Source organism: Desulfuromonas soudanensis (assembly GCF_001278055.1).
Classification (GTDB): domain Bacteria; phylum Desulfobacterota; class Desulfuromonadia; order Desulfuromonadales; family WTL; genus Deferrimonas; species Deferrimonas soudanensis.
The window spans coordinates 155,031-179,308 of sequence record NZ_CP010802.1; the positions used below are offsets into that span (position 1 = coordinate 155,031).

Genomic DNA, 24,278 nt, shown 5'->3' on the forward strand with positions numbered 1-24,278 from the left:
TCCGGCCCGCCGGAAGGGCGGAGGCTCCTCCCGGAGGAGGAACCGTCAGCCTGTATAGGGTAGGATTGTTAGGTTCGTGTTAGCAAGGACAATTTTGTCCTCCCTGACCTTCCGGACCGGACGGGACGCCGGAAGTTAAGGGAATCTGTCCCTGCATCGGGAGAAAGGGAGCGGAGAGGAATCAATCTCTCCGGTGGCAGGGTGGGGCGGGGGGGTAGAGATCGGGGAGTCTGTCGCTTTCCTTTCGGCCTTGCTGGGACACCTGCCGTTGGCGGAGGGCCTCGATGAGGGGTCCCCCCGTCCAGGTCCCTTCGCTCCGGGCGTAGAGGGCGCGGTTGAGTCCTTCGATCTCCGTGCCTAAGGGAGCGGGTTCCGTCCGACTCAGCCTCTCCAGATCCGGGCGCCCGTCTTCAGGCCAGAGGGTGCGGCTCCAGGCGCCGAGGGCCTGCCGCGTCGCCCGGGGATCGTCCTTGGCGGCGGCCTTCAGGACCGCCTGAATGGCGGCCTTTTCCCGGAGCGCGGGGGTGTCGTCCTCGGGCCGGGGCGCAGGCCGGGGCAACTTCCGTCGCTGCTGGAAGAAGAGGAGGAGCGTTGCCAGCCAGCCGAGACCGAGGGCGAGGCTGAGCCAGGGCCAGAAACCGGACTCTCCGGCCGCCGGGGAAAAGGGTGGCTCGGCGGCGGGATTGGCGGCGGCGGGTTCGGAACCCTCGGCCGGGAACGGCTCCCCCGGAGGGACGGCGACAGCGCTCCCCGGGGCCGGGCTCACCTTGATTTCGACGGGGTCGAGGTGGGCCTGCTTCCACTCTCCTGCGGCGGTATCCCACCAGTCGAGATCGATGGCCGGGAGGAGGTACGTCCCCGGGCGGGTCGGGATCAGGACGGTTTTCTGCTGCAGGGTCCCGGTGACTCCGGCGGCCGTGACCTCGTCCCTGCGATTCGGCTGGTCGGGGTAGCTTTTGAACCCCTCCGGGAGGGGGAGCGGCAGGTGAGACAACTGGGCGGCCTGGAGCCCTTCGGCCTTTACGGTGAGGGTCCGTGTCACCGGATCGCCGACCGTAAGCTTGAGCTCCTTTCCCTGCCAGTCATCGCTCAAAAGGAGGGACCGGGCGGGAATCCAGGCGCGTCGGCCGAGATCTGCCGGAGGGGGGAGAACTACGATTTGGACCGGTTCGGAGAATTTGCGAACCCGTTTTGCCCCCCGGCCGAAGGCGGTGCGGCCGATCCCGCCGTCGAACTGCAGCGGAGGAATGTTCAGGGTCCCGCTGCCCTGAGGGAAGAGAGCATAGCTGCGTTCGATGACCTGATAGGATTGTCCGCCGCGGCGGGTCTCGTAGCTTTGATCTTCCCCGAGCTTCTGAATCATGGTGTCGACGCCGGTCGGCTGGGGCTCGCTCAGGGAGCCCTGCAGCAGGTCGACCCGGTGCAGCAGTCGGACCCTGAGAAGGAACTGTCCCTGACTGAAGACCCTGTCCGGGGCGACCTCCGTTTCGAGGAGGAGCTCGGCAACCCCCGTCCCGCCGCTCTCCTTGCCGGGTGCCGTGACCTTGATCGGCAGGGGGATGCTGCAGTCGCTGCCGAAACAGAGGGCGGGGATACTCAGGTCCCCTTCCCGCCGCGGCATCAGGGAGAGGGTGGTGATCAGGGAGCGGCTGAAGTCCCCGTTGATGATCTGCATCTGGCTGCTCTGGGAGCGACTGAGAACCTCCCAGTCGGTGCTCAGCGGACTGAGGTCGGCTTCGCCATCGGGGCTCCCCTGGACCCGCAGCTGCAGCTGCAGGCTCTCTCCCAGGGGAACCCGATCCCGGTTGGCGACGGCCTGGACCTCGGCGGCTACGGCCCACTGCGGCGCCAGACAGAGGAGGAGCAGAAAAAGAGAGAGGATGCGTCTTGTTTTCACCATGGTCGATCCGTTTCCATCTGCCGGCCGCGTTGCCGGTACTGATAGAGAAATTTGCGCCGCAGGAGGCCGCCGGGGTCATCGGGGATGCGCTGCAGCCATTGCTTAGACGCCCGTTGTTCTTCCGTTGAGGGGCTCTCCTCGCTTGGGGCCGCCTCTGACGTTTGAGCCGGGTCCTCCTCCGTCCCCGCCGCGGGGGTCCCCCTGGCCGGGTTTTGTTCTCCCCCCCCATCCGAAGCTGCTTCCTTCTTCTCCCCGCCGTTTTGCTCCCCGTCGTCCGGTTTTCCCGGCGGAGCGGACGCTTTGTCGGAATTTCCCCCGGGGTTCTCCTTCGGTTCCTCCCCCTGAGGCGACGTCTCCGGGTTCTGAGGCGGGGTGCCCGTGCCGCTCTCCTGCGGCGATGCCGCACCCTTCGACCCTGGATCGCCCTCCCCGCTCTTCGGGTCCGTCTGGTCCTTCTGATCCTTCTGGTCCTTCTGATCCTTCTGGTCCTGATCCTCCTCTTCCCCCGACCTTTGCTCCTCCCTGTCCAAAGCCTTTTTGACCAGATCCCTGTTGGTCCGGGCGTCGGCATCCTCGGGATGGAGCTTGAGCGCCTCTTCATAGGCGTTGAGTGCCTGCGGCAGGTCACCGCTGCGGGCCAGGGCGTTCCCCCGGTTGTACCAGTCGTCGGCGCTCTCCGGTTGGGACAGGGCTTCGGCCGCCTCCTGGTAACGGCCGGCGCGATACAGGGCGCTCGCTTTCCAGCGCCGGTCCTGAAAGTCCTTCCCGGCCTGGTCGTACTGCTGAGTGGCGAAGGCGCCCGCCGCTTTCTGGTCCGGCCTCTGCCAGAGGTCCGACCAGGAAGAAGCCTGGGCCGGCAGCGCGGGCAAAAGGATGAGGGCCAGCAGCACCAGCCAGCCGCGGCGAAACCCCAGGGGAGCCAGGAGGGCCAGCGGCCAGAGGAGCCAGACCCCTTCCTCACGCCAGCGCGCTCCCTCCGCCCCGGTCTGCTTTTTGGCCTGGTCGAGGCGATGGGTCTCCATTCCGGCCAGAAGCCCCTGCAGATCGCTGTCGTCGACGGTCAAACGGCGATAGGTTCCTCCTCCGGCCTGCGCGAGTTGGCCCAGTCCCCCTTCGTCGAGTCTGGGGAGGACGAGGCTCCCCTGGTCATCCTTCAGGAAGCCCCCCTCGGGGAGCGGTATCGGCGCTCCGGCGGCGGTGCCGACTCCGAGGACGGAAAGATCGTACCCCTGCCGGCGGAGCTTTTCGGCGGCCTCCATGACCTTTTGCGGACGATCCTCGTCGGTGACCAGCAGCAGCCGTCCCTTCGTCAGTCCGGCCTGGGACAGCAGCTCCCTCCCCAGCTCGATGGCGTTCTGCGGCGCACTCCCCTGCACCGGCATCAGCTCCGGGTCGAGGCTGTCGAGGAGGGACGCGATGGTGTTGGTATCCTCGGTCAGGGGGGTGACCACAAAGGCGTCTCCGGCAAAGGCGACGAGGGCGGTCTGCCCTTCGCGGCGCAGGCGCAGCAGGTCCTTGATCTTCAGGCGGGCCCTCTCCATCCGACTCGGCTTCAGATCGGCCGCGTTCATGGAGCGGGAGAGGTCGAGGAGGATCGTCAGCGCCGACTGGTGGCGGAAGAGGGGCTGGGGCTCCTTTCGCCAGGCCGGACCGGCCAGGGAGAGGTCGGCCAGCAGCAGGGCACCGAGGAGGAGGTAGAGGGGCCAGTGGGCGCGGCGCTGGGAGCGGCCGAGGAGGAGATGGGGGAGGAGTTCGGGGTCGCAGACCGCCTCCCAGCTGCGGCTGGCCAGCCGGCGGCGCCACAGCCAGAAAAAGAGGGCGAGGAGCACCGGGAGGGCCAGAAGCCAGGCGGGGCGCAAAAAATGGAATTCGTTCATGCGCTCCTCCGCAGAGCCGGCACGGTCTGCAGCACGATCAGCAGCACCGCCAGGCCGAGGGAGAGACCGAGCGGCCAGACATAGAGTTCGGTCACCGGCCGGTAGATATCCTTCTCGTGTTCCACCGGTTCGAGTCGGTCGAGAAGGGAGTAGATCTCGGCGAGCGCCTCGGTGTCCCGGGCGCGGAAATAGCGCCCGCCGGTTTTTGCGGCGATTTCCGTCAGCGTCTCCTCGTCGAGATCGGCCGAGGGGTTGACGGTCCGGGAGAAGAAGAGACTGGGCACCTCCATGGTATCGGCGCCGAGGCCGATGGTGTAGATCTTGAGCCCTTGTCCGGCGGCGAGTTCGGCGGCCTTGAGAGGGGGAATCCGGCCGGCGGTGTTGGCGCCGTCGGTGAGGAGGATCAGCACCCGCTGCCGCCCCTCCTCGGGTTTGAGTCTCTTCACCGCCAGGCCGATGGCATCGCCGATGGCGGTCTTGTTGCCGGCCAGGCCGATCACCGCCTCGTCGAGGAGTTGTTTCAGGGTCTGACGGTCGAAGGTGAGCGGCGTCTGCACATAGGCCTGTTCGCCGAAGAGGATCAGCCCGAGGCGGTCGCCGACACGCTGGTCGATGAAGTCTCCGGCGACGGCCTTGAGGGCGGTGAGCCGATCGACCGTCCGGTCGCCGAGACGGAAATCCTCGGTCTGCATGCTCCCGGAAATATCGACGGCCAGCACCAGGTCCCTGCCGCTTCTCGGCAGTTCGACGGGAGCGCCGAGCCACTGGGGGCGGGCGCTGGCTACAAGCAGCAGCAGCCACCCGAGGAGGGCCGCCAGCAGCAGAAAACGACTCCTGCCGCGCCGGCCGAGTTCATGACGGACCGGGGCAAAGGGGTCGAGGCTCGGCACCCAGAGAGCCGCTTCTTCGGCGACCGGCGCCGGGGGGGCAAGGCGGTGAATCAGCCAGGGGAGGGGGAGGAGGACAAGGGCCCAGGGCCAGGCGAAATGGATCATCGGTTCCTCCGGGCCCGGGCGCCGTCGCCGGGGAGGTGTTGCAGCCAGCGGCGGCAGAGTTCGATAACGGCCGGACCGTCCATTTCGGCATTTTGCCGGTACGGGGAATCGAGGAGGAAGCGGCCGACCCCCTGGGAAAAAGGACGGTCGGCAAAGGGGCGGTCGAGAAATTCGAGCCAGGCCTCGCCGCAGAGTCCGGCACAGTCGGCAGGGGGGAAATAACAGAGCGCCGCCCGTCGCAGCAGCCTGGAGAGGGCGGCGGCCTGCCCCTCGGTCGGTCCCTGGGCCAGCTCTTCGAGTTCCGCCAGCGCCAGGCGGCGGTTGCGGGTATGGCGATGGCGCCTCCGAAGCAACCACACCCCGGCCAAAAGGAGGACCCCCAATCCGAGGAGGAGCCACCATCCCGGGGCGGGGGGCCACCATCCGATGGCGGCGGGGAGGTGGATGTCGCGCAGCGGCAGCGCTTCTGCAGAGATGGCGGCGGGTGACGGCACCTAGAGCCCTCCTTTTGCGCCCGGTTGCAGAAGACCGAGGGGGTCGTCGCCCGTCTGCAGGCCGAGGTAGCGGCAGCGGTGCTGCAGGGAGAAGTCTTCGAGCTGCCGGCGAAAGGCGGCAAAACCCTCCCGGTAGCGCCGGTGGGCGGCTCCATCGCCGCTGGCGATGGTCAGATCGGTGGCTCCGTCACTGACCCTGTAGGTCCCGGCCGGGGGGAGCTGCGCTTCGAGGGGATCGTAGCAGTGCACCAGGGTGAGCTCGCAGTGGCGGCCGAGAAGGGTCAACTCTTTCTCCACCTCCGGATCCCACTGGGCGAAATCGCTGAGGAGGAGAATCCGGCTGCCGGGGCGGGCGACCCGGTGCAGCCGCTGCAGGGTCGCGCCCAGGCGCTGGCGGGGTTCGAAGGGGCGGCGGGGGGGACGCTGCCAGGCGGGGTTCTCCACCATCTGCCGCAACAGTTGCAGCACCCCCCCCTTTCCCGATTTGGGGCGCAGCTCGCGGTGATGTTCTTCGGAGAAGAGAACGCCGCCGACCCGGTCGCCGTTTCCCAGGGCCTGCCAGGCGAGGAGGGCGGCGAGTCGGGATGCCTGCACCGCCTTGAAGCGGCCGCGGGTGGCAAAAAACATCGGGCGGCGGTAGTCGACGACCAGCAGGACCGGCCTTTCGCGCTCTTCGTGAAAGAGCTTGGTGTGGACCTTGCCGCGCCGGGCGGTGACGCGCCAGTCGATGCTGCGCACATCGTCCCCCGGTTCATAGGCGCGCACCTCGGCAAACTCCATCCCCCGGCCGCGAAACCGGGTGCGGTAGGTCCCCTGACCGGCGGCCGAGGACGGTGCCGACGGCCGGCCCGTCCCCGAAAGGCGGTGGCGCAGGGCGATGAGGCCCGGCAGGTCGATGGTGACGGGAGATGGGCTCGGCGGCAACATGGCGGTCATCCGGTTCAGGGGACGGGGATCCGGGCGATCAGCTCTCCGACCAGGCGGTCGACGGTCATGCCGCCCGCTTCCGCTTCGTAGCTGAGGATGACCCGGTGGCGCAGAACGTCGAAGGCCAGATTCTGAATGTCCTCCGGAGAGACGTAGTCCCGGCCGGCCAGCCAGGCCCGGGCCCGGGAGCAGCGATCGAGGGCGATACTGGCCCGGGGACTGGCGCCGTACTGAATGGCGCCGGCCAGGTCGTCGCCGTAGGGTTGCGGACGACGGGTGGCGAGGATGATCTGCAGCAGATATTCTTCGAGATTGTCCGCCAGGTGCAGGGCGAAAACCTCCTGGCGGGCCTGGTGCAGGTCGGCGACGGAGAGACGCTGCACCTCGGGCTCGAGGCTCGCGCTCCCGGGCGTGCCGATCCCGGCGACGGCTTCGGCCCGGGCCAGGGCGAGGATCTGCCGCTCCGTTTCCACGGGAGGGTAGTCGATGCGGATGTGGAGGAGAAAGCGGTCGAGCTGGGCTTCGGGGAGGGGGTAGGTCCCCTCCTGCTCGATGGGATTCTGGGTCGCCATGACCAGAAAGGGGTCGGTCAGATGATAGGTTTTCTGGCCGACGGTGATCTGCCGTTCCCCCATCGCCTCCAGGAGGGCCGACTGGACCTTGGCCGGCGCCCGATTGATCTCGTCGGCGAGGATCAGGTTGTGAAAGAGAGGTCCCGGCTGAAAGACAAAGGAGCCGTCCTGGGGGCGATAGATATCGGTTCCGGTGAGATCGGCGGGGAGGAGGTCGGGGGTGAACTGGATGCGATGGAAACTCCCCTCCAGGCGCTTGCCGAGTTCGCGGATCGCCCGGGTCTTGGCCAGTCCCGGGGCCCCCTCGACGAGGAGGTGGCCGTCGGCCAGAAGGGCGAGAAGGAGGCGCTCGACCAGCTGGGACTGACCGATGATCTGCCGGCTGAGGGCGCCGGAGAGCTGGGTAAAACGAGACTGTACGGAATCCATCGGAATCTATCCTTTGTCGAAAAAAAGCAAGCTGCCGCAAAAGGGGCACTATAGCCATTCCGGCCGGAGAGAATCAAGCCCGGTGTTCCCGGCCCCGGGATCTTTTCCGGGGCCGGGAGGATCGGAAGATTCCCGGGAAAACGGCCCGGATTTATTTCAATCGCCGATTTTCAGGGCCAGGTAGCGGGTGGCCGCGCCGTGCCGGATGAGAAGGAGGTGGGTCTTACCGCCGGTCTCTTTGAGGATTTTGCCGGCCTCCTCCGGGGTGGAGACGGCCTGGCGGTCGATCTCCTGGATCAGGTCGCCGCGCTCGATGCCGGCTTCGGCCGCCGCCGAACCCGCTTCGACGGCGGCGACCAGAACCCCCTTTTCCCCCTGGTAGCCGAGTCGTTCGGCGAGTTCCGGGGTCAGGGGCTGCAGGCCGAGTCCGAGCCTGGGAAGGTCGCCGCCCCCGACGGTACCCGCCGTTTGGCCGGCGTCCAGATTGCCGATGGTGACCCTGATTTCCCTGGCCGCGCCATTTCGCATAATCCCCAGGGCGACCTTGGAGCCGGGAGGGGTCAGGGCGATCCTGTTGCGGAAATCGGCCAGTTTGTCGACCTTTTCCCCGTCGAGTTTGTCAATGACGTCGCCCCGCTTGAGTCCCCCCTTTTCCGCCGGGGAGTCCTTGATCACCTGGGAGACAAGGATCCCCTGGTCGGAATCGAGGCCGAAGGAGGTGGCGAGTTCCTTGGTCAGTTCCTGGATATAGACGCCGAGGCGACCGCGGGTGACCTGGCCGTGCTCGATGAGCTGATCGCGGATCTGTTTGGCCATATTGACGGGAATGGCGAAACCGATCCCCATCGACCCGCCGCTGCGGCTGAAAATGGCGGTGTTGATACCGACCATTGCGCCATCAAGGTTCACCAGGGGACCGCCGGAATTTCCCGGGTTGATGGCGGCGTCGGTCTGAATGAAATTCTCGTAGTCGTTGAGCCCCATGCCGCTGCGTCCCTTGGCGCTGACGATCCCGGCGGTCAGGGTGTGGGAGAGGCCGAAGGGGTTGCCGACCGCAAGGACCCAGTCGCCGACCTCAAGCTGGTCCGAGTCGCCGAGACGCAGAAAAGGGAGGTCCGATTCGTCGATCTTGATCACCGCCAGGTCGGTCGGAGGATCGGTGCCGACGATTTTCGCTTCGTACTCGCGCCCATCCTGCAGTTGGACCTGGACCCGATCGGCCTCGCCGACGACATGATTGTTGGTGAGGATATAGCCGTCGGGTGAGATGATGGAACCGGAACCCTGGCCCATCTCCTGGCGGTTCCGCGGCGAACGTTCGGGTCCTTTAAACCGGGGGGGCTGGCCGAAGAAATGGCGGAAAAACTCTTCGTCCGGGGAGGAGAAGCCGTTCATCCCAGTGGAGACGGGGATCGATTTTTCCACCTTGATGAAGACGACCGCCGGAGAGACCTTTTTGGCGACGCTGCGGAAGGCCTGGCCGCTCTGGCGGAGATTTTCAATCCCCTGCTCCTGGGCTCCGGCCCCGGAGGAAAAGGGGAGCCCGCTCAGGATCAGGGCTGTCAGCAGGACCAGGGGGAGGATGAGACGTCTGGATTTTTCGATCATGATGCACTCCTTGGGTGAGGCGCTCCGTTGACTTCCTTCGGACAGAGAGAGTCGATCAGAGAGATCAGCCGATCGATATCGAAGGGTTTGTCGATGGTGAAGGAGGCGCCGAGTTTTCGCGCCCGGGCGTGGGTGGCGCTGTCGCCGAAGGCGGTCATGCAGATGAAGAGAGGGCGGCGGGGGAGGTCATGGAGCGTTTCGAGGACTTCGAGTCCGGTCAGGGCCGGCATGCGCAGATCGGTCAGAACCAGATCATAGATCTTCTCCCCGGGGGTCGGAGTCGGCTCCAGCCGTTCGAGGAGCTCCAGGCCGTTGGAGCAGGTGGTCACGGAAAAACCGGCGCGAAAGAGGGAGAAGGCCAGGAGTTCCCGCAGGTCGGAATCGTCTTCGGCGAGGAGAATCTTCGGGTAGGGGGCGGTTCTGTTGATTTCTTTCATCGCGGCACTCCGGCAAGGGGTTACTCGGGTTAAGGAGCAACCTGCGTGCCAGGGAGGAGTTGCGTTAAATCGGGGAGTTGGCTTTCCGGGGTCCCGGGGCATCCTGCCTCATCGGGGCAAAATGCCTCGATGAGGCGGGGAGAAGGGAGAAGGGAGAAGGGAGAATCAGTCCTCTTTTAATTTGCGGTAGAGGGTCTTGCGGTCGACGGCGAGAATGCGCGCCGCCAGGGTCTGATTGCCGTCGACCTGGTCGAGGACCTGGCGAATATAGCGGCGCTCCATCTCCGCCAGGGGGATCAGGGCGTCCCCGTCAGGGGGACCGGAGAAGGGTGATCTCTCCCCCCTGGGGTGGCCGATAGGGTCGGAAAGGTCTTCCACGGTAAGGCGGTCGTGGCGCGTCAGGGCCAGGGCCCGCTCGATGACGTTGCGCAGCTCGCGGATGTTTCCCGGCCAGGGGTAGGAGAGGAGCCGGGCGGCCGCCGGTTCGGAGAGGCCGGTCACCGATTTGTTGAAGCGAAGAGCCATTTCCCGGATGAAGTCCTGGGCCAAAAGCAGGATGTCGTTGCCGCGAGCCCGCAGCGGCGGGAGGTCGAGCTGGATGACGTTGAGGCGGTAGAAGAGATCCCTGCGGAAGGTCCCCTCGCGCACGGACTCGGTCAGGTTGCGATGGCTGGCGGCGACGATGCGCACATCGCAATCGATTTCCCGGCTCCCCCCCAGGGGGCGGACCTTCCGTTCTTCCAGGACGCGCAGCAGCTTCGGCTGCAGGGGGAGGGGGAGATCGCCGATTTCGTCGAGAAAGAGGGTGCCGCCGGAGGCCTCGAGAAAGAGGCCGAGGCGGTTGTCCCGGGCATCGGTGAAGGCGCCGCGCACGTGGCCGAAGAGTTCGCTTTCGAGGAGATTTTCCGGGAGGGCGGCGCAGTTGATGGCGACGAAGGGACCCTGAGCGCGCCGGCTCTGGCGATGGAGGGCCCGGGCGACCAGCTCCTTGCCGGTGCCGCTTTCGCCGCTGATCAGGATTGAGGTATCCAGGTCGGCGATGCGGCTGATCTGTTCCCGGATCGTCTGCAGGGCCGGGCTTTCGCCCCTCAATTCGTCCCCTGGCCTGCGGTGGCGAACCTCCTCCTTGAGAAGGCGGATCTTCTCCTGCAGGTGACGGTGTTCCAGGGCCCGCTCCAGGGTGAAGCCGAGAAGATCGAAATCGACGGGCTTGGTGACGAAGTCGTAGGCTCCGGCACGCAGGGCGGCGATCGCGGTCTCCAGCGAGCCGAAGGCGGTCATGATCACCACCGGCAGGTCGGGGCGGTTGGCCTGCAGCTCCCCGCAGAATTCGATGCCGCTCGGCCCCGGCATGTTGAGGTCGGTCAGCACCACGTCGATCTCTTCCCGGTGGAGGATCTCAGCCGCCGCCGGGGCGCTGAGGGCGCTTCGGATGAAATGGCCGCGGCGGGTCAGGGTTTCCTCAAGGAGTTCGCCCAGGGCGCGGTCGTCATCGATGAGCAGGATGCGCCCGGTCACTTTCGTTTGTTTCATGCGTTTTCTCCGTCGACGATCTGCGGCAGGTAGACGCTGATGATGCTCCCCTGGCCGGGCGTGCTGGCGGCTTCGATCCATCCGCCGTGTTCCTCGACGATTCCGTAGGCGATGGAGAGGCCGAGACCCGTCCCCTGGCCGATCTCCTTGGTGGTGAAAAAGGGATCGAAGATCCTGGGGAGGTCGGGCGGAGCGATCCCTTCCCCCTGGTCCTCGACCCGGATGCGGCACCAGCTTCCGGCCCAGGTCCCTGGGGGAGCGGTGAGGCTCGGATCACAATTTCCGTCGAGGGAAAAGGTCAGGGTCCCCCCCCGGGGCATGGCCTGGATGCCGTTCATGGCGAGATTGAGCAGCACCTGCTGCAACTGTCCGGAGTCGGCGTTCACCCTGGCCGGTTCGTCCTGGATCTTCAGTTGCATTTCGACCCCTTCCTTTTTGGCGGTCGGCGCCAGGAGATCCACCGTCCCCCGGAGGAGGCGGTTCAGTTCCACCGGCTGCTTGCGCCCCTCGCCGCGACGGGCGAAATCGAGCAGCTGGCGCATGATCGTCGTCATCCGCTCGGACTGCTCGCCGATGATCCGTGCCGAGCGGGTGGTGTCCTCCGGGGAGAGATCCCCGGAGGCGATGAGCTTGGCGCGGCCGGCAATGACATTGAGGGGGGTGCCGAGCTCGTGGGCCATGCCGGCGGAAAGGCGCCCGAGGGTGGCGAGGCGTTCGGTATGCCGCAGTTTCTCCAGGGCCGAGAGCTTGGCCTCGTTGGCCGCCTGTTCCGCCTGCCGGGCTTCGTCGAGCTGGCCGCGCATGCGGTCGATGGTCACGGCGAGGCCGGCCAGTTCATCCCGTCCTGAAAGGGTCAGGGCCGTGGAAAAGTCTCCGGCCCCTATCCGTTCCGCCTCTTCGGTGAGGAGGCGCAGGGGGCGGTTGACCAAAATATTTCCCAGCAGCGCCATCAGCAGGAGTGCCGAGCCGATGGTCGCCGCCACCAGCAGGGCGGAGCGGCGCAGGCTTTCCCTGACGTAGCCGTGCAGTTCATCCATCGACTCGCTGAGTTCGATGGCGCCGAGCCGTCCTCCGCCGGTGACCAGGGGGAGATAGGTCATTAAAAAGTCATGGCCGGCGCTCGACTCGGCCAGCAGCGAGACGGACTCCCCCTTGTTGAGCGCGGAGAGCTTTTCCACCGGGACACGGGGGCGGTAGCGCATTTCCGTTCCCCCGTCAATCCAGACCCAGCGCACGGTGAAGGAACCGCTGACCAGATTGGAGCGCTCGAGAAAATTGAGAGCCGCCCCTTCTCCGCCAATCTTCCAGATGTCGCCGAGCATGACCCGGAGGCTCTGGCCGAGATGGAGGGCTTCGCGGCTCAGTCTCTCCTTGAGCTGGGTTCTCTCGCGCTGGATGGACAGATAGGCGTGCAGGGAGAAGAGGAGGACCACCCCGAGGAGGATGGCCATGGTGATTTTCAGGGTCAGGCGCATCGATGATCACCGCGGTTGGATGGCAAAAAGGGTGGTGAAGGCGGCCAGGAAAAGAAGAGTCCTTATCCTGCTACTCAGGGAAAGAGCTGTCAAGGGTTCCGCGATATGCGATATCCCAGGAGGACATTGATCCTGTGGTGGGAACGCCCACCCTGGTCGAGTCCCTTCCGAAAGACGGCATTCCTCTTCGCGCCGATGGGGTTGCGGTTTCGGGCGGCTCGTTCGGCAAAAAGAAGGCCCTCCCCGCTTGTCGCAGGGAGGGCCTTCTTTTTCTTCAGGCGGTCAGCCTTGGCAAGTCCTAGTTGTAGGAGGTTTTAAGCTGCATCCCTTCCCGGGATTTGGGGTCGTAGATCCCCTTGGCCTTCCCTTCCTCGAACCACCGGCTCTTGAGGCCGTCGAGAAAGACTTTCTTCTCCTCCACCAGTTTGCCGAAGGGGAGACCGATGAGCTCCTGGGCCTTCTCCTTGGTGGAAAAATCGGGGGCCTGGTAGTCGGCGGCCTTGTACTTGGCCAGAACGGTGCGCAGCTTGAGGCGGGCTTCCTGCCCCTTGTTGATGGCGCCCCCCAGGACCCGCAACGTCTCTTCCGGGGCGTGGAAAAAGGAGCCGTGGGAGGCGATGGCGAAATCCCAGCGCCACTGGCCGTGGCGGATGTCCTGCAGGGCTCCCTTCATTTCCTCTTCCGTCGCCCCCAGCTCCCAGGCCTTGGCCGCTTCGAGATGGGCCTTGGCGAGCACGCCCATGGCGGCGCGGGAGAGTTCATTCTTGCGCTCGAGCTTCCGCGCCACCGTCTCACGGAACTCCTTTTCCGTTCCCTGATGGCAGTTCAGGCAGGTGTCGGCGATATTCTCGAGCGGGCTGCCGACCTTGTGGCTGGAATACTTGACCCCCCCCTCGCGGACGTAGGGCATGTGGCAGTCGGCGCAGGAGAGGCCGTTCTTGGCGTGGACTCCGGTGACGAACATCTCGTAACCGGGGTGCTGGGCCTTGAGCATCGGGGTCTTGCTCAGCTGATGGGTCCAGTCGGAAAAGCCCCTCTGGTCGTAGTACTCCTCCATGTCTTCGGCCGCCAGGCCGTTGTCCCAGGGGAAGGTGACCACGGCCGCCACCTGTTTGTCCCCCTGTTTGTCGGTCCATTCGGTCTTCTTGAAGTAGTATTCGGCGTGGCACTGGGCGCAGACGAGCGTTCTCATCTCCTGGTGGGAGGCCTCGGCGAATTTGAGAGTCCCTTCGGCATCGAGTCCCCTGGGGAGATAATCCCGGGTCACGGTGAGCTTCATCGTCTTGTTGTCGTGGCAGTCGGCGCAGCCGATGGGATTGACGATCTCGCCGCCGAGCCGGGCCCATTTTCCCGTGTAGTAGTCGAGTTCGCCGTTCTTGTCGATGTATCGCGGCACGTCGGGGGATTTGCAGGTCCAGCAGGCCGTCGGCATGGGACCGGTCTTGGCGTCCACCGGGGCGCCGGTCCGCAGGGTATTGATATTGTCCTCAAGGGCATAGAAGTGGCCGCGGGGCGCATTGTAGTCCTTGGAGAAGCCGTACCCCGCCCACAGGACCACCAGGGCGGGCTCTTCCTTGAGGACGTCCTTGATTTCATCGCTTTTGCGGGTCTTCATGTAGGAATCGTACTGACGGGGGAAATACCGCCCCCATTCGGAACTTCGCGGGTCGAGCTTTTTGATGTCGGGGACGGCGTTGATGGTCTGCTGGTCCGCCTTGTTGTCCTTGATGGAAACGGCCAGGAGGAGCATGGGGGCCATGATGACGACCGATACGAGGGTGACAAGCCACGATTTCTTCATGATCTTCAATTCTCCGTGTTGAGGTTTTTATAATTCCTTGACGCCGAGATTGTTCTGCGTCGCCATGAGATTCCGCGTCGTGCCGTGGGGGAGGCTGCGGTGGCATTCCCAGCAGGGCCGCCCCATGGGAAGGTCGTCCTGGCGGTGATAAAGCTCGCTGTTGGCCATCATCTGCGAGACGGTTTCCCGGTGACAGGAGATGCAATTGGCCTGTATCCTTCGGGCGGCATGGGCGGTGATTCTCAGGTTGTTGCCGTAGGTGCCCAGGGTCATGGCGAGGGAATGATTGTAGCCGTCCCTCGATTTGGCCAGCATCTTGCGGACGAAGGAATCCCGCGGCAGGTGGCAGTCCACGCAGGTGGCGCGGTCGCGGTGGGAGCTGTGCTGCCAGGTGGCATAGTGGGTGTTCATGGCATGGCAGTTGATGCAGACCTTCGGGTCGCTCGACAGGTAGGAGAGCATTTTCGACTCGTACACCACATAGGCGAAGAGTGCGATCGCCGCTACGACGCAACAGGTGGCCACGTACTGCATTGCCTTTCCGGTTTTCATAAACAGCCCTTCGCGTGTTGGGTTGATGGGGCCCCGGTGATGCCGGGAGGTTCAAGTCTTGCAGTTTATTGATAGCAATGGTTGTGCCAGACTTAAAGTAGAGTTAATATCAATACTTGCGATTGTCAAGCGCCGCAGCCGTTACCCGGAAGTAGCCATCGGGAGGGGACCTGTGTTACCGTACGGTAGCGTTGGTTTTCGCCGCCGCCCTGGGTGCGGCTCTTCCTCCCACCAGACGAGGGTCCATTGCCGTGCAGTTAAGAACCAAATTCATTCTCCTCATCGGCCTGGTGATCGGCTGCTCCTATGGCGTCACCTTTTACCGGACCTCCGGCTTCCAGGAGGAGCTCGTCGTCGAGCAGGCCACCAACCAGGCCAAGATGCTCTTTCACCAGATCCGCCTCACCCGGCAATGGGTCGCCGATCACGACGGCCTCTTCTTCATGAAGGGGCCGGGAGTCGAGAACAATCCCTTCCTTTTGCAGGGGGAGATCCGGGATGAGCAGGGGAACTCTCTGGTGAAGCGCAACCCGGCCATGGTCACCCGGGAACTCTCCGCCTATGCCGCCAGGGAAGGGGTGGGGCAATTCAACGTCACCAGCCTCAAGCCGGTGAACCCGGCAAACGCTCCCGACCCCTTTGAGCGGCGCGCCCTCCTGGCCTTTGAAAGGGGGGCCGAAGAGGAGGTGGAGATCGAAAAAATCGCAGGACGCTACCGGCTGCGCTACATGGCCCCGCTCAAGGTCGACAGTCATTGCCTGGAGTGCCACGGCGACCAGGGGTACGGAGTCGGCGATATCCGCGGAGGGATGAATGTCACCATCCCCATGGACCTGGCCTTTGCCGAGATCCGGACCAATAACCGCATGCTGCTCAACATCGCCCTGGCGACCATGGCCATGGTCGCGCTGGCGATCTTTTTCCTCTTTGAAGTTCTGGTGGCCAAGCGGCTGAAAATTCTCGCCCGGGAAATGGATCGCTACCCCGACCGCCGCCCTCCTGAAACGTCTCTGTCCCCGGAAGAAAACGATGAAATCGGCGCCCTGGCCCGCCATTACCGGGAACTCTGCCAGCGTCTAGAGCGCTCCCAGCTGGAGCTCGACGCCACCCGTGAACAGGTCTTCCAGGGAGAAAAGCAGGCCGCCCTGGGGCGCCTGGTCGCGGGGATTTCCCATGAAATCAACAACCCCCTGGGGGGGATGCAGAACTGCATCCAGACGATGAAAAGAAGCATGGACCAACCGGAGCTGCAGCTCCGCTATCTGGATCTGCTGGGGCAGGGGGTCGACCGCATCAAGGGAACGGTCAGGCAATTGCTCAATATCAGCCGCAAGGAACCGCTCGAGCTGCGGCGGGGAAAGGTCGACGAGATGATTCGCGAATGCCTGGAATTGACCTGCATGGGGCGGAAAAACCTCACCCTCGACCTGCACCTCGACCTGCCGGAGTCACTCCTCGTCGGCATGGAGGCCCTGCGCCAGGTGGTGATGAACCTCGTCGGCAATGCGGTCCAGGCCATGGGGGAAGGCCCGGGGATCCTCCGGGCCGCAAGTCGCATCGAGAACGACCGGCTCCTCGTGGAAATCGCCGATACCGGGCCGGGGATCGCGCCGGAGCACCTGGGGAAAATCTTTGAACCCTTTTTCACCACCAAGGAGGTCGGTGAAGGGACCGGCCTCGGCCTCTCCGTCTCCCATTCCCTGGTCACGCAGATGGGGGGGGAGCTCAGGGTCCGCAACGGCGAGGAGGGGGGAGCCGTCTTCACTGTCAACCTTCCCCTGTCCAAAGACGATGAACCCGGAAAGGAGAGGCCATCATGACCCCGCGCATCCTTGTTGCCGAAGACGAAGAGATCATGCGCATCACCGTCCTCGACCACCTGCGCAGCCAGGGGTGGTCGGTCGAGGAGGCCGCCACCGGATCGGCGGCTCTCGAGCTGGTCAAAAAGAACCGTTACGAGCTGATCCTCTCGGATATCCGCATGCCGGGGTTGGACGGGGAGAAATTGCTTGCCGAAGTGAAGCGCCTGGCGCCGCGCACCGAGGTGATCATGATGACCGCCCACGGCAGCACCGACAATGCCGTGGCCTGTCTGCGCCAGGGGGCGGCGGACTATATCCTCAAACCCTTCGACCTCGATGACCTGACCTTTCGCATCAACCGGCTGCTGGAGATGCAGACGATCAAGGCCCGCTGCGTCTCCCTGGAGCATTGCTGCGGCAAGCGCCGGCCGATCATCGGGTCGAGTCCCCCCATGCAGAAACTCCTCAGTCTGATCAGTCAGGTGGCCCTCTCCGATTCCTCGGTCCTTATCCACGGCGAAAGCGGCACCGGCAAGGAACTGGTGGCGGCGGCCATTCATTTCGAAAGCCGCCGCGCCAACAAGCCCTACGTCCGGGTGAACTGCGCGGCGATCCCCGCCGGCCTGATGGAGTCGGAACTCTTCGGCCACGAAAAAGGGGCCTTCACCGGCGCCGACCGGACGGCCACCGGAAAATTCGAACTCGCCGATCAGGGGACTATCCTCCTCGACGAGATCGGCGACATGCCCCTGGAGCTGCAGGTGAAGTTGCTGCGTGTGCTGCAGGAGAAGGAGATCGATCGGGTGGGGGGGAGAAACCCCATACCCATCGACGTCCGGGTCCTTTGCGCGACCTCGAAAAATCTCGCCGAAGAGGTGCAGGGGGGGAGGTTTCGCCAGGATCTCTTCTACCGGCTGCAGGTGATTCCGGTGGAAGTCCCTCCCCTCCGCCTGCGCGGCGGGGACATCCTCGAACTCACCGACTTTTTCCTCCGGGAGTTCGGCCGGGAGAGGGGGCTTTGTTTCCAGCTTTCCGCCGATGCGCGCCGGGCCCTGGAGCACTATCCCTATCCCGGCAACGTGCGGGAACTGCGCAATCTCCTCGAGAGGATTTCGGTGCTGGCTCCGGCGGCGAAAATCCAGCTCTGGGATCTGCCGGTGGAAATCCGCGGCGGAAGCCCGGAGAGGGAGAACGAAGAGGACAACCTGGCTGCGGCCGTTGCCAGGGCCGAGCGGCGATGCCTCGACCGGGTGCTGGAGAAAACCGGCGGCAACAAGACCGAAGCCGCCGCCCTTCTCGGCATCAGCCGCAAAAACCTGTGGGAGAAGTTGAAGCAGTATGAGCGGTGAGCAGTCCCGGATCGCCCCTTCTCCGGCCGGATCGGCAATGGTCCGCGCCATCTTGAGGATGCGGATGGAGGAGCGGGCCGAAAGGTGTTGGGTGAGCGGGGCTTTCGGGTAGACAAGAACTCTGACGGCGCGGACGAATGGGCCGCCGAAGGCCTGCCGGTCGGGCCTCCCAGCCATTATGGCTAGATGTCAGGCCCCGCAGGATTTGGAGTAGATGCCGATGCAAGAAACGCTGATCACCGGTGCCGTCTTTGGCGGCCTCGCCCTTTTACTCTTCCTGTCGGAGCGCTTCATTCCCCTGCGGCGGGTGAAGCGGCCGCTGCTGGGGCGACTCACGGTCAACCTGAGCTTTGCCGCTGTGGCCTTCGTGACGGTCTCGCTCACGGTGCGCCCCGCCGCCGAGGCGATGCTCGGCTGGACCGGGGACAGCGGCTTCGGCCTGGCGCAGCTGGCGGCGATTCCCCCGGCCGTCCGGCCGCTCCTGGCTTTTTTGTTGATGGATCTCACCTTCTACTGGTGGCATCGGGCCAACCACCGCATCCCCCTGTTGTGGCGCTTCCACAACGTCCACCACCTCGACCCCGATATGGACGTCTCCACCGCCTTTCGCTTCCACTTCGGCGAGCTCGCCTTTTCCTCGGCCTTCCGCGTCGCGCAGATCGGCCTGATCGGCCCCTCCCTCGGCAGCTATCTGCTCTACGAAGCGGTCTTTCAGGCCGGCACCCTCTTCCAGCACAGCAACCTGCGCCTGCCCATCGGAAGCGAACGTCTGCTCGTGCGTCTCCTGGTCACCCCGCGCATGCACGGCATCCATCATTCCCAGGTGCCGGGGGAGACGAATTCCAATTACGCCACCCTCTTCTCCTTCTGGGACCGCCTGCACCGATCCCTGCGGCTCAATATCCCGCAAAGTGAGATCGACATCGGCATCCCGGGCTATGCCGGGGACCGGGACAACTCCCTGGGCAACGCCCTGCTGGCGCCCTTTCGGACCCAGCGCGACTACTGGCGCCGGGCCGACGGCATCGTTCCCGTCAGGACAGGCCCCGCCGAGGATAAGAGCTCCCTGGCTCCCTGAGTCAGGGCAGATTTGGCCGGCGCTCAATCGGCCTGGCAGCAGGCTATAACCTTCCCGAGGATGTCGACCGGTCTGGACTATGTCCTGATCGCTGCCGTTTCAGGCTCGCGACTGGGATAGACCCGATTGTCGGCGATGCTCTTTCGGAGGGTGTTGGTGGGCGGAGGGTGTTTTTTAGACGGATGGAAGGCTGAGGCAATCGAATGGAGTTCGAAGATCTGAGAGAGGCACTGGATGTCTTCTCCCTCACGGGGAAGGCCTCGCTACAGGAGATCAAGGCCCGGCATCGGGCCCTGGTCAAGCGCCATCATCCCGATGCCGGCGGCAGCGAAAATGATCGTATCCGGGAGATCAACGCCGCCTATCAGATCCTTTTGGCCTACTGCCGCGATTACCGGTTTTCCTTCAGCCGGGAGGAGTTCCTGGAGCAGAGGCCGGAGGAGCGGCTGCGCCAGCAATTTGCCCAGGATCCGATCTGGGGTGGCTAGCCCGTTGGTCTCACCCCGGTTTGTGGTCCAGGGAGCGGTACTCCCGCAGGGCGTCGCCGGCGAAACCGCAGGGGCATGGGTGTGCAAATCAAACTGGGGCACAAACAAAAAAGATGGACAGAAAATGAACTGGCTGAGCGTGCCGACATCTCCAGGGCTCCTGCAAAAGATTGAAAGGGGCGATATGGGCTGTGCCCTCGGCCTCGTCTTTGAAGTCGCAACACTGGTTGGCATCCCCCTGTTTAAACAGGACACGTACCCGCTTTCAAAGCAGGTGGAGCAGATCAGGAACAAGGTCGCCCTGCTTCCTCAACGAATTCGGGCACAGACCACATCGGTAGATGATGATTTCTAGCAATCAGGCCACGAAGTGCGGTCGCATATAAAGTTTCTCCTTGATCCCTGTTGGATCTATGTCCGGACTGCCGCAAGGGATGAGGGTGGGCTTCAATCCTGAGAAATCAACGCCACTGCTTCTTACTGGAGACCTGTTTTTGGGTTATAGGCCTATTTTTGCCCCTGAAAATCGACCCATAAGCCTCTTTTTGGGGGTAAAATTGACACTTTTCGTTTTAATTTCATACTCTTAGTTAGGTCCGACCCCGAACAGCATTAATCTACAGTGGCCGCAACTGCTGCAACAGTCAAAACCACTGGAGCTCCCGCGACAACAGCACCGGCTGCAAGTATAATTGAACCAATGCCCACGAAATCGCTAGCTATGCTCATATAGGTGCCATCCGATAATTTGCCGTCACCCGTGCTTAACTCTTCTGCTGCTTGCTCTCTGTTACTTTCTAAGGAAAGCATTGTTGCTGGCACATTTAGACCAGGGACATTTTTCCCCGCTAATTTTGCAGCAGATAAAAAAGTATCGATTATATCCAAGACACTAGCAGCAGAACCAACGGGATCATCTTTAATGCCGCTTACTATGGCATTGGTAACTTCGACCGGATGGGTTGCTAAATCATCGGCAACGAGAATAGCTTCAATAGTTTCGTTAGTAAGTTTCTTACTTATTTTTCTCCCCTTCTAATCATCTTGACAGTTAATTGTTAACTTTTTTATCGGTCAGCCAGATGCCAAAAAATGCTAAGAATCCTATTACCGGATAGATAATATTAAATCTTAATAACCATTTCCTACCCTTTTCACTCATATGTATGTCATATCGATTAACAACTTTGGTCCCAATTTGCACTTGCGCGATCCAATTCGTAACTGCACATGGTGGTAACTTTATTTTTCTTCGGCTCCATATGGTTACATCAGTGGTTACTCTGCCGCTCAGAATTCTTAAAGCATCATTATTCAATAATCCATTGTATTGAATGATTGTGCCATCTCCTGTCTCTAGATAGACTCTATCCCCACATCCCTTCCGAGTTCCCACATGCTGGCGTGTGACCACTTTTACTACTGAACCTGTTCTTGATTCCATTTCTTCGAGCTTCAAAACAGGATTTAAAGAATCCACCCAATTGCCTACGGTAAAAACAGATGCGATGAGAGCGACCCAGAGCAGAAGATGGGTTCCTGGTCGGCGTACAGCCCGCACTACATAAATTTGATACAATTCATTTCTGCGTAACCGGGTGGTGAACGATGAGGGCAGCATGTGAGCTTGGTAACGCTTGCGACAATAACCGGCAAGCATATAGGTAGCGCAAACGACAAAAAGTGCCATTATCGGCGATGCGTACCAGTAAATCACCAAAGCAAGGCAGATCAGAGCCCATAAAAGGGTCACTATGCCCCTTTGCAACAGACTTGTTTCCCGGCGTCTTACCTTGTCCTGCTCAGAAGTCTCTTCGTTGTTATCTGAATCAATCATTGGTCTTTGTGCTCCTCTCAATTAGGCCATAGGTGTAGGGTGCCGGGGTCGGATCAACTTAACTGGTGCCGGGGTGCCGGGGTCGGACCAACCTAACCAACTGTTTTTACAGAAATATCATCCCATAAAAGTACGTTTTTAGACGCTATAGGCTCATTTTTAACCCCAAAAACAGGTCCACAACTTCTTCATCACCCCGCCTGCGCCTCCTCAACCAAACCCATCTGCCGAACAATCGCACCAAGCTCCACCACCTCATCCACCTGCAACCCCTTAGGCACCTGATGGGTAATAAACAACATCGTCACCTTGCCCTTGAGCTTGTTGATGGTTTTGGCGAACAGCTCCGCCGTATGTTGATCGAGATTGGAAACCGCTTCATCAAAGATCAGAATCTTGGGCTTTTTAAGTAACGCCCGGGCAATGGCGAGGCGTTGCCGCTGTCCACCGGACAACCCCGTACCACGCTCGCCAATCTCGGTCTGATAGCCTTCGGAGAGCGATTCGATGACCTCATGGATCTCCGCGGCCTTGCAGGCCTGAATCACCTCAGCGAAAGTCGCATGGGGATGTGCCATCACCAGATTATCGTAGAGCGTACCGGAGAAAAGCACCGTTTCCTGTGGCACCACGCCAAAGACGCTACGCAGTTCGTTGGCCGCGAGATAGCGGATATCCTTGCCATCCAGGGCGATTTTCCCTTCCTGCGGAAGATAGAAGCCGAGCAGAAGCTTGGCCAGCGTGCTCTTGTCGCAGCCAGAGGCGCCGGACAACACGGTCAGATGACCGGGTTTAAAGGAAAGGTTCAGGTTACGGTAGAGCCAGGGATGATTCTCGGAGTAACGGAAAGCAAGATCGATCATGTCGATTCGCCCTATACCGACATTCTCGCGATTGGGAGTGAGGGTGTGCGGTTCCTGCGGCATGTCGAGTCGACTGGCTAAGCGGTCGCCACAAACCGTGTCAACGTAAGCGGGAGGAGGTAGAGCGCTTTCAATCAGGCGGCCCTGCCCCTGCTTATCCAACCGCACGCTCCAACTCCTCGACCCAGGCCTGCTGCAGCGACAGGTGACGGAGGAATTCGGCGGCAAACAGGAACTGCTCCGCCTGAACCGGCACGTTGAGCTGTTCTTCGCCGCGCTGCACGGCAAGCGCATAACCGCTCTTGTCGTTGCGCGCCCAGCGTTCGACCGTCAGGCGCGTCTGGACCTCCCCCTCCGGGCCGGTAAAAGTGTGGGTGAGACTCTCCTGCCCGCCGTCGCTGGCAATCCTGTGCATCTTGCGGTACAGGGCGAAGGCTTCAAAGGGTTCGACGATGAAACGGATCGCGTTGCTGCCGCTCTCCAGACGGAAGAAGCGCAGCACGATGCGCCCTTCGGCCGGCCTCCCTTCGCTGCGACGCTCGAAGGGGGAGATGGCGACCCCGGCTTGCCGGGCGTAGATGGTGATCTGTGGAATCTTTTGCATAAAATCCCCTCCTGTGGGTGAAAGAGCCGCAGCGCGGCGCACTGGCAGGAAACAACACGGACCCTCTCTTTGAACGGTAAACGCCCCTTACCCCGGCTTGCGGTCGAGCGAGCGGTACTGGATCGCCTCGGCGAGGTGTTCCTGCCTGATCTGCTCGTGGCCGGCCAGGTCGGCAATGGTCCGCGCCACCTTGAGGATGCGCGAGTAGCTGCGGGCCGAGAGGCCGAGGCGGTCGGTGACCATTTCGAGGAGCCTGTGGCCGTCGCTGTCGACGGCGCAGAATTTGCGGATATGGCGGGACTGCATGTGGGCGTTGCAGTGGAGGTTGTAGGGAGCCAGGCGCTCCTCCTGGAGGGCGCGGGCGGCCTCGACCCGCCGGCGGATCGGTTCGCTCCCTTCGCCGTCCACGGGGTCGGCGAGATCCTTGTGCAGGACCCGCGGCACCTCGACGTGGAGGTCGATGCGGTCGAGAAGCGGCCCGGAGAGCCGGGAGCGGTAGCGCTGCAGCATCGGCGGGGCACAGATGCACTCCCGCAGGGAGTCGCCGGCGAAACCGCAGGGGCAGGGGTTCATGGCCGCCACCAGCATGAAGGCGGCGGGGTAGGTGAGGCTCTGGGCGGCACGGCTGATGCTGACCTGGCAGTCTTCCAGCGGCTGGCGGAGCATCTCCAGGACGTTCTTCTTGAATTCGGGGAGCTCGTCGAGAAAGAGGACGCCGTTGTGGGCCAGGGAGACTTCGCCGGGGCGGGGATAGGTGCCGCCGCCGATGAGTCCGGCGTCGGAGATGGTGTGGTGGGGGGAGCGGAAGGGGCGGACGGCGACCAGGGCGTGCGCTCCGCCGAGGAGCCCGGCGATGGAGTGGATCTTCGTCGTCTCCAGCGCCTCGTCGAAGCCCAAGGGGGGGAGGATGGTCGGCAGGCGGCGGGCGAGCATCGTCTTGCCGCTGCCGGGGGGGCCGACCATGATGAGGTTGTGCCCGCCGGCGGCGGCGACCTCGAGGGCGCGCTTGACGTGCTCCTGGCCGCGGACTTCGGAAAAGTTCTCCGGATGGGCCGCCGCCTTCGAAAAGAGGTCGGCGACGTCGACCCGGAAGGGCTGGAGCTCGGTCAGGCCGTTGAGAAAGTCGACGACTTCGCCGAGATCCCGCACTCCGTAGACCGGCAGGGCGTCGACGATCGCTCCTTCGGCGGCGTTGTCCACGGGGAGGATCAGGCCGTCGATTTCCCAGGTGCGGGCCGCCACGGCGACGGCGAGGGCGCCGCGCACCGGCTTGATCCGGCCGTCGAGGGAGAGTTCCCCCATGAAGAGGTAGCGTTTGTGTTTGGGCTTGACGACGCCGGTGGCGCAGAGGAGGCCGACGGCCATGGGGAGATCGAAGGCGGCGCCGTCCTTCTTGATATCGGCCGGCGCCAGATTGATGGTGATGCGCCGGGGCGGAAATTCGTACCCCGAATTCTTGATCGCCGATTTGACCCGGTCCTTGCTCTCCTTCACCGCCCCCTCGGGGAGGCCGACGGTGGAGAACTGGGGGAGCCCCTGGGCGATGTCGACTTCCACCTCGACGGGGTAGGCGTCGATGCCGATGAGGGCGCCGGACAGGACTTTGGCGAGCATAGGGACCTCCGCAGGATCGGATCATGATTAGCGAGGTCCAATC

At 63.2% G+C, this 24,278-nt stretch carries 21 protein-coding genes and 1 pseudogene; 5 read left to right on the forward strand and 17 right to left on the reverse strand.

Annotated elements, in window-relative coordinates; genetic code table 11:
- Window positions 1-181: 181 nt before the first annotated feature.
- From DSOUD_RS00700 to nrfH, 12 genes are all read right to left on the reverse strand, one after another.
- Window positions 182-1,900, reverse strand: coding sequence for a BatD family protein (locus DSOUD_RS00700; RefSeq protein ID WP_053549192.1), 1,719 nt, complete (start codon window positions 1,898-1,900; stop codon window positions 182-184).
- The gene (locus DSOUD_RS00705) at window positions 1,894-3,777 is read right to left on the reverse strand and encodes a VWA domain-containing protein (protein WP_053549193.1); all 1,884 of its coding nucleotides are present in this window, start codon (window positions 3,775-3,777) and stop codon (window positions 1,894-1,896) included. Before DSOUD_RS00705 ends, DSOUD_RS00700 begins: the two co-directional genes overlap by 7 nt.
- Window positions 3,774-4,772: a vWA domain-containing protein gene (locus DSOUD_RS00710; RefSeq protein ID WP_053549194.1), complete on the reverse strand. Its 999-nt coding sequence runs from the start codon at window positions 4,770-4,772 to the stop codon at window positions 3,774-3,776. The genes DSOUD_RS00705 and DSOUD_RS00710 overlap by 4 nt, the downstream gene beginning before the upstream one ends.
- The gene (locus DSOUD_RS00715; protein ID WP_053549195.1) at window positions 4,769-5,266 is read right to left on the reverse strand and encodes a DUF4381 domain-containing protein; all 498 of its coding nucleotides are present in this window, start codon (window positions 5,264-5,266) and stop codon (window positions 4,769-4,771) included. The genes DSOUD_RS00710 and DSOUD_RS00715 overlap by 4 nt, the downstream gene beginning before the upstream one ends.
- Window positions 5,267-6,193 (reverse strand): DUF58 domain-containing protein, encoded by a 927-nt coding sequence (locus DSOUD_RS00720; protein ID WP_096335415.1) that lies wholly within the window; start codon window positions 6,191-6,193, stop codon window positions 5,267-5,269.
- Between the two features lie 14 nt (window positions 6,194-6,207).
- Complete coding sequence (locus DSOUD_RS00725) at window positions 6,208-7,194, reverse strand: AAA family ATPase (protein ID WP_053549197.1); 987 nt, start codon at window positions 7,192-7,194, stop codon at window positions 6,208-6,210.
- 156 nt (window positions 7,195-7,350) lie between these two features.
- Window positions 7,351-8,802 carry a DegQ family serine endoprotease gene (locus DSOUD_RS00730; RefSeq protein WP_053549198.1) on the reverse strand — a complete coding sequence of 484 codons (1,452 nt, stop codon included), beginning with the start codon at window positions 8,800-8,802 and terminating at the stop codon, window positions 7,351-7,353.
- Complete coding sequence (locus DSOUD_RS00735) at window positions 8,799-9,239, reverse strand: response regulator (protein WP_053549199.1); 441 nt, start codon at window positions 9,237-9,239, stop codon at window positions 8,799-8,801. The genes DSOUD_RS00730 and DSOUD_RS00735 overlap by 4 nt, the downstream gene beginning before the upstream one ends.
- A 165-nt stretch (window positions 9,240-9,404) precedes the next feature.
- Window positions 9,405-10,772 carry a sigma-54-dependent transcriptional regulator gene (locus DSOUD_RS00740; RefSeq protein WP_198300344.1) on the reverse strand — a complete coding sequence of 456 codons (1,368 nt, stop codon included), beginning with the start codon at window positions 10,770-10,772 and terminating at the stop codon, window positions 9,405-9,407.
- On the reverse strand, window positions 10,769-12,247 hold the full coding sequence (locus DSOUD_RS00745) for a sensor histidine kinase (protein ID WP_053549200.1): 1,479 nt from the start codon (window positions 12,245-12,247) through the stop codon (window positions 10,769-10,771). The genes DSOUD_RS00740 and DSOUD_RS00745 overlap by 4 nt, the downstream gene beginning before the upstream one ends.
- 298 nt (window positions 12,248-12,545) lie before the next feature.
- Window positions 12,546-14,048 carry an ammonia-forming cytochrome c nitrite reductase gene (gene nrfA / locus DSOUD_RS00750; protein ID WP_053552242.1) on the reverse strand — a complete coding sequence of 501 codons (1,503 nt, stop codon included), beginning with the start codon at window positions 14,046-14,048 and terminating at the stop codon, window positions 12,546-12,548.
- 27 nt (window positions 14,049-14,075) lie between these two features.
- The gene (nrfH, locus tag DSOUD_RS00755) at window positions 14,076-14,600 is read right to left on the reverse strand and encodes a cytochrome c nitrite reductase small subunit (protein ID WP_053549201.1); all 525 of its coding nucleotides are present in this window, start codon (window positions 14,598-14,600) and stop codon (window positions 14,076-14,078) included.
- Between the two features lie 251 nt (window positions 14,601-14,851).
- On the opposite strand from nrfH, the gene DSOUD_RS00760 reads away from it, so the two are divergent.
- The 5 genes from DSOUD_RS00760 to DSOUD_RS00780 all read left to right on the forward strand — a co-directional run bounded on the left by DSOUD_RS00760 (window position 14,852) and on the right by DSOUD_RS00780 (window position 19,672).
- Window positions 14,852-16,420, forward strand: coding sequence for an ATP-binding protein (locus DSOUD_RS00760; protein ID WP_157671689.1), 1,569 nt, complete (start codon window positions 14,852-14,854; stop codon window positions 16,418-16,420).
- Window positions 16,417-17,751: a sigma-54-dependent transcriptional regulator gene (locus tag DSOUD_RS00765; protein WP_053549203.1), complete on the forward strand. Its 1,335-nt coding sequence runs from the start codon at window positions 16,417-16,419 to the stop codon at window positions 17,749-17,751. The genes DSOUD_RS00760 and DSOUD_RS00765 overlap by 4 nt, the downstream gene beginning before the upstream one ends.
- Window positions 17,752-17,965: 214 nt before the next feature.
- The gene (locus DSOUD_RS00770) at window positions 17,966-18,829 is read left to right on the forward strand and encodes a sterol desaturase family protein (protein WP_198300345.1); all 864 of its coding nucleotides are present in this window, start codon (window positions 17,966-17,968) and stop codon (window positions 18,827-18,829) included.
- Between the two features lie 203 nt (window positions 18,830-19,032).
- Window positions 19,033-19,317 carry a J domain-containing protein gene (locus DSOUD_RS00775; RefSeq protein ID WP_053549204.1) on the forward strand — a complete coding sequence of 95 codons (285 nt, stop codon included), beginning with the start codon at window positions 19,033-19,035 and terminating at the stop codon, window positions 19,315-19,317.
- A gap of 124 nt (window positions 19,318-19,441) precedes the next feature.
- Window positions 19,442-19,672, forward strand: a complete 231-nt coding sequence (locus DSOUD_RS00780; RefSeq protein ID WP_232426477.1) for a hypothetical protein — start codon at window positions 19,442-19,444, stop codon at window positions 19,670-19,672.
- A 257-nt stretch (window positions 19,673-19,929) separates the two neighbouring features.
- Here the strand turns inward: DSOUD_RS00780 and DSOUD_RS18230 are convergent, their stop codons facing one another.
- From DSOUD_RS18230 to DSOUD_RS00795, 5 genes and pseudogenes are all read right to left on the reverse strand, one after another.
- Window positions 19,930-20,205, reverse strand: a complete 276-nt coding sequence (locus tag DSOUD_RS18230; RefSeq protein WP_157671690.1) for a hypothetical protein — start codon at window positions 20,203-20,205, stop codon at window positions 19,930-19,932.
- 163 nt (window positions 20,206-20,368) lie between these two features.
- Window positions 20,369-21,154 (reverse strand): hypothetical protein, encoded by a 786-nt coding sequence (locus DSOUD_RS18235; protein ID WP_157671691.1) that lies wholly within the window; start codon window positions 21,152-21,154, stop codon window positions 20,369-20,371.
- A 191-nt stretch (window positions 21,155-21,345) separates the two neighbouring features.
- Window positions 21,346-22,101 (reverse strand): annotated as a pseudogene (locus DSOUD_RS00785) (ATP-binding cassette domain-containing protein); the annotation flags it as partial.
- 70 nt (window positions 22,102-22,171) lie between these two features.
- Entirely contained in the window at window positions 22,172-22,621 is a 450-nt protein-coding gene (locus DSOUD_RS18135; RefSeq protein ID WP_053549207.1) for a hypothetical protein, read from the reverse strand.
- A gap of 87 nt (window positions 22,622-22,708) precedes the next feature.
- Complete coding sequence (locus DSOUD_RS00795; RefSeq protein WP_053549208.1) at window positions 22,709-24,235, reverse strand: YifB family Mg chelatase-like AAA ATPase; 1,527 nt, start codon at window positions 24,233-24,235, stop codon at window positions 22,709-22,711.
- Between the last annotated feature and the right edge of the window lie 43 nt (window positions 24,236-24,278).

Coding starts and splice junctions, on each gene's coding strand:
- DSOUD_RS00700 (WP_053549192.1), bottom strand. CDS start 1,900: ATGGTGAAAACAAGACGCATCCTCTCTCTTTTTCTGCTCCTCCTCTGT.
- DSOUD_RS00705 (WP_053549193.1), bottom strand. CDS start 3,777: ATGAACGAATTCCATTTTTTGCGCCCCGCCTGGCTTCTGGCCCTCCCG.
- DSOUD_RS00710 (WP_053549194.1), bottom strand. CDS start 4,772: ATGATCCATTTCGCCTGGCCCTGGGCCCTTGTCCTCCTCCCCCTCCCC.
- DSOUD_RS00720 (WP_096335415.1), bottom strand. CDS start 6,193: ATGTTGCCGCCGAGCCCATCTCCCGTCACCATCGACCTGCCGGGCCTC.
- DSOUD_RS00725 (WP_053549197.1), bottom strand. CDS start 7,194: ATGGATTCCGTACAGTCTCGTTTTACCCAGCTCTCCGGCGCCCTCAGC.
- DSOUD_RS00730 (WP_053549198.1), bottom strand. CDS start 8,802: ATGATCGAAAAATCCAGACGTCTCATCCTCCCCCTGGTCCTGCTGACA.
- DSOUD_RS00735 (WP_053549199.1), bottom strand. CDS start 9,239: ATGAAAGAAATCAACAGAACCGCCCCCTACCCGAAGATTCTCCTCGCC.
- DSOUD_RS00740 (WP_198300344.1), bottom strand. CDS start 10,772: ATGAAACAAACGAAAGTGACCGGGCGCATCCTGCTCATCGATGACGAC.
- DSOUD_RS00745 (WP_053549200.1), bottom strand. CDS start 12,247: ATGCGCCTGACCCTGAAAATCACCATGGCCATCCTCCTCGGGGTGGTC.
- nrfA (WP_053552242.1), bottom strand. CDS start 14,048: ATGAAGAAATCGTGGCTTGTCACCCTCGTATCGGTCGTCATCATGGCC.
- nrfH (WP_053549201.1), bottom strand. CDS start 14,600: ATGAAAACCGGAAAGGCAATGCAGTACGTGGCCACCTGTTGCGTCGTA.
- DSOUD_RS00765 (WP_053549203.1), top strand. CDS start 16,417: ATGACCCCGCGCATCCTTGTTGCCGAAGACGAAGAGATCATGCGCATC.
- DSOUD_RS00770 (WP_198300345.1), top strand. CDS start 17,966: ATGCCGATGCAAGAAACGCTGATCACCGGTGCCGTCTTTGGCGGCCTC.
- DSOUD_RS00775 (WP_053549204.1), top strand. CDS start 19,033: ATGGAGTTCGAAGATCTGAGAGAGGCACTGGATGTCTTCTCCCTCACG.
- DSOUD_RS00780 (WP_232426477.1), top strand. CDS start 19,442: ATGAACTGGCTGAGCGTGCCGACATCTCCAGGGCTCCTGCAAAAGATT.
- DSOUD_RS18235 (WP_157671691.1), bottom strand. CDS start 21,154: ATGATTGATTCAGATAACAACGAAGAGACTTCTGAGCAGGACAAGGTA.
- DSOUD_RS18135 (WP_053549207.1), bottom strand. CDS start 22,621: ATGCAAAAGATTCCACAGATCACCATCTACGCCCGGCAAGCCGGGGTC.
- DSOUD_RS00795 (WP_053549208.1), bottom strand. CDS start 24,235: ATGCTCGCCAAAGTCCTGTCCGGCGCCCTCATCGGCATCGACGCCTAC.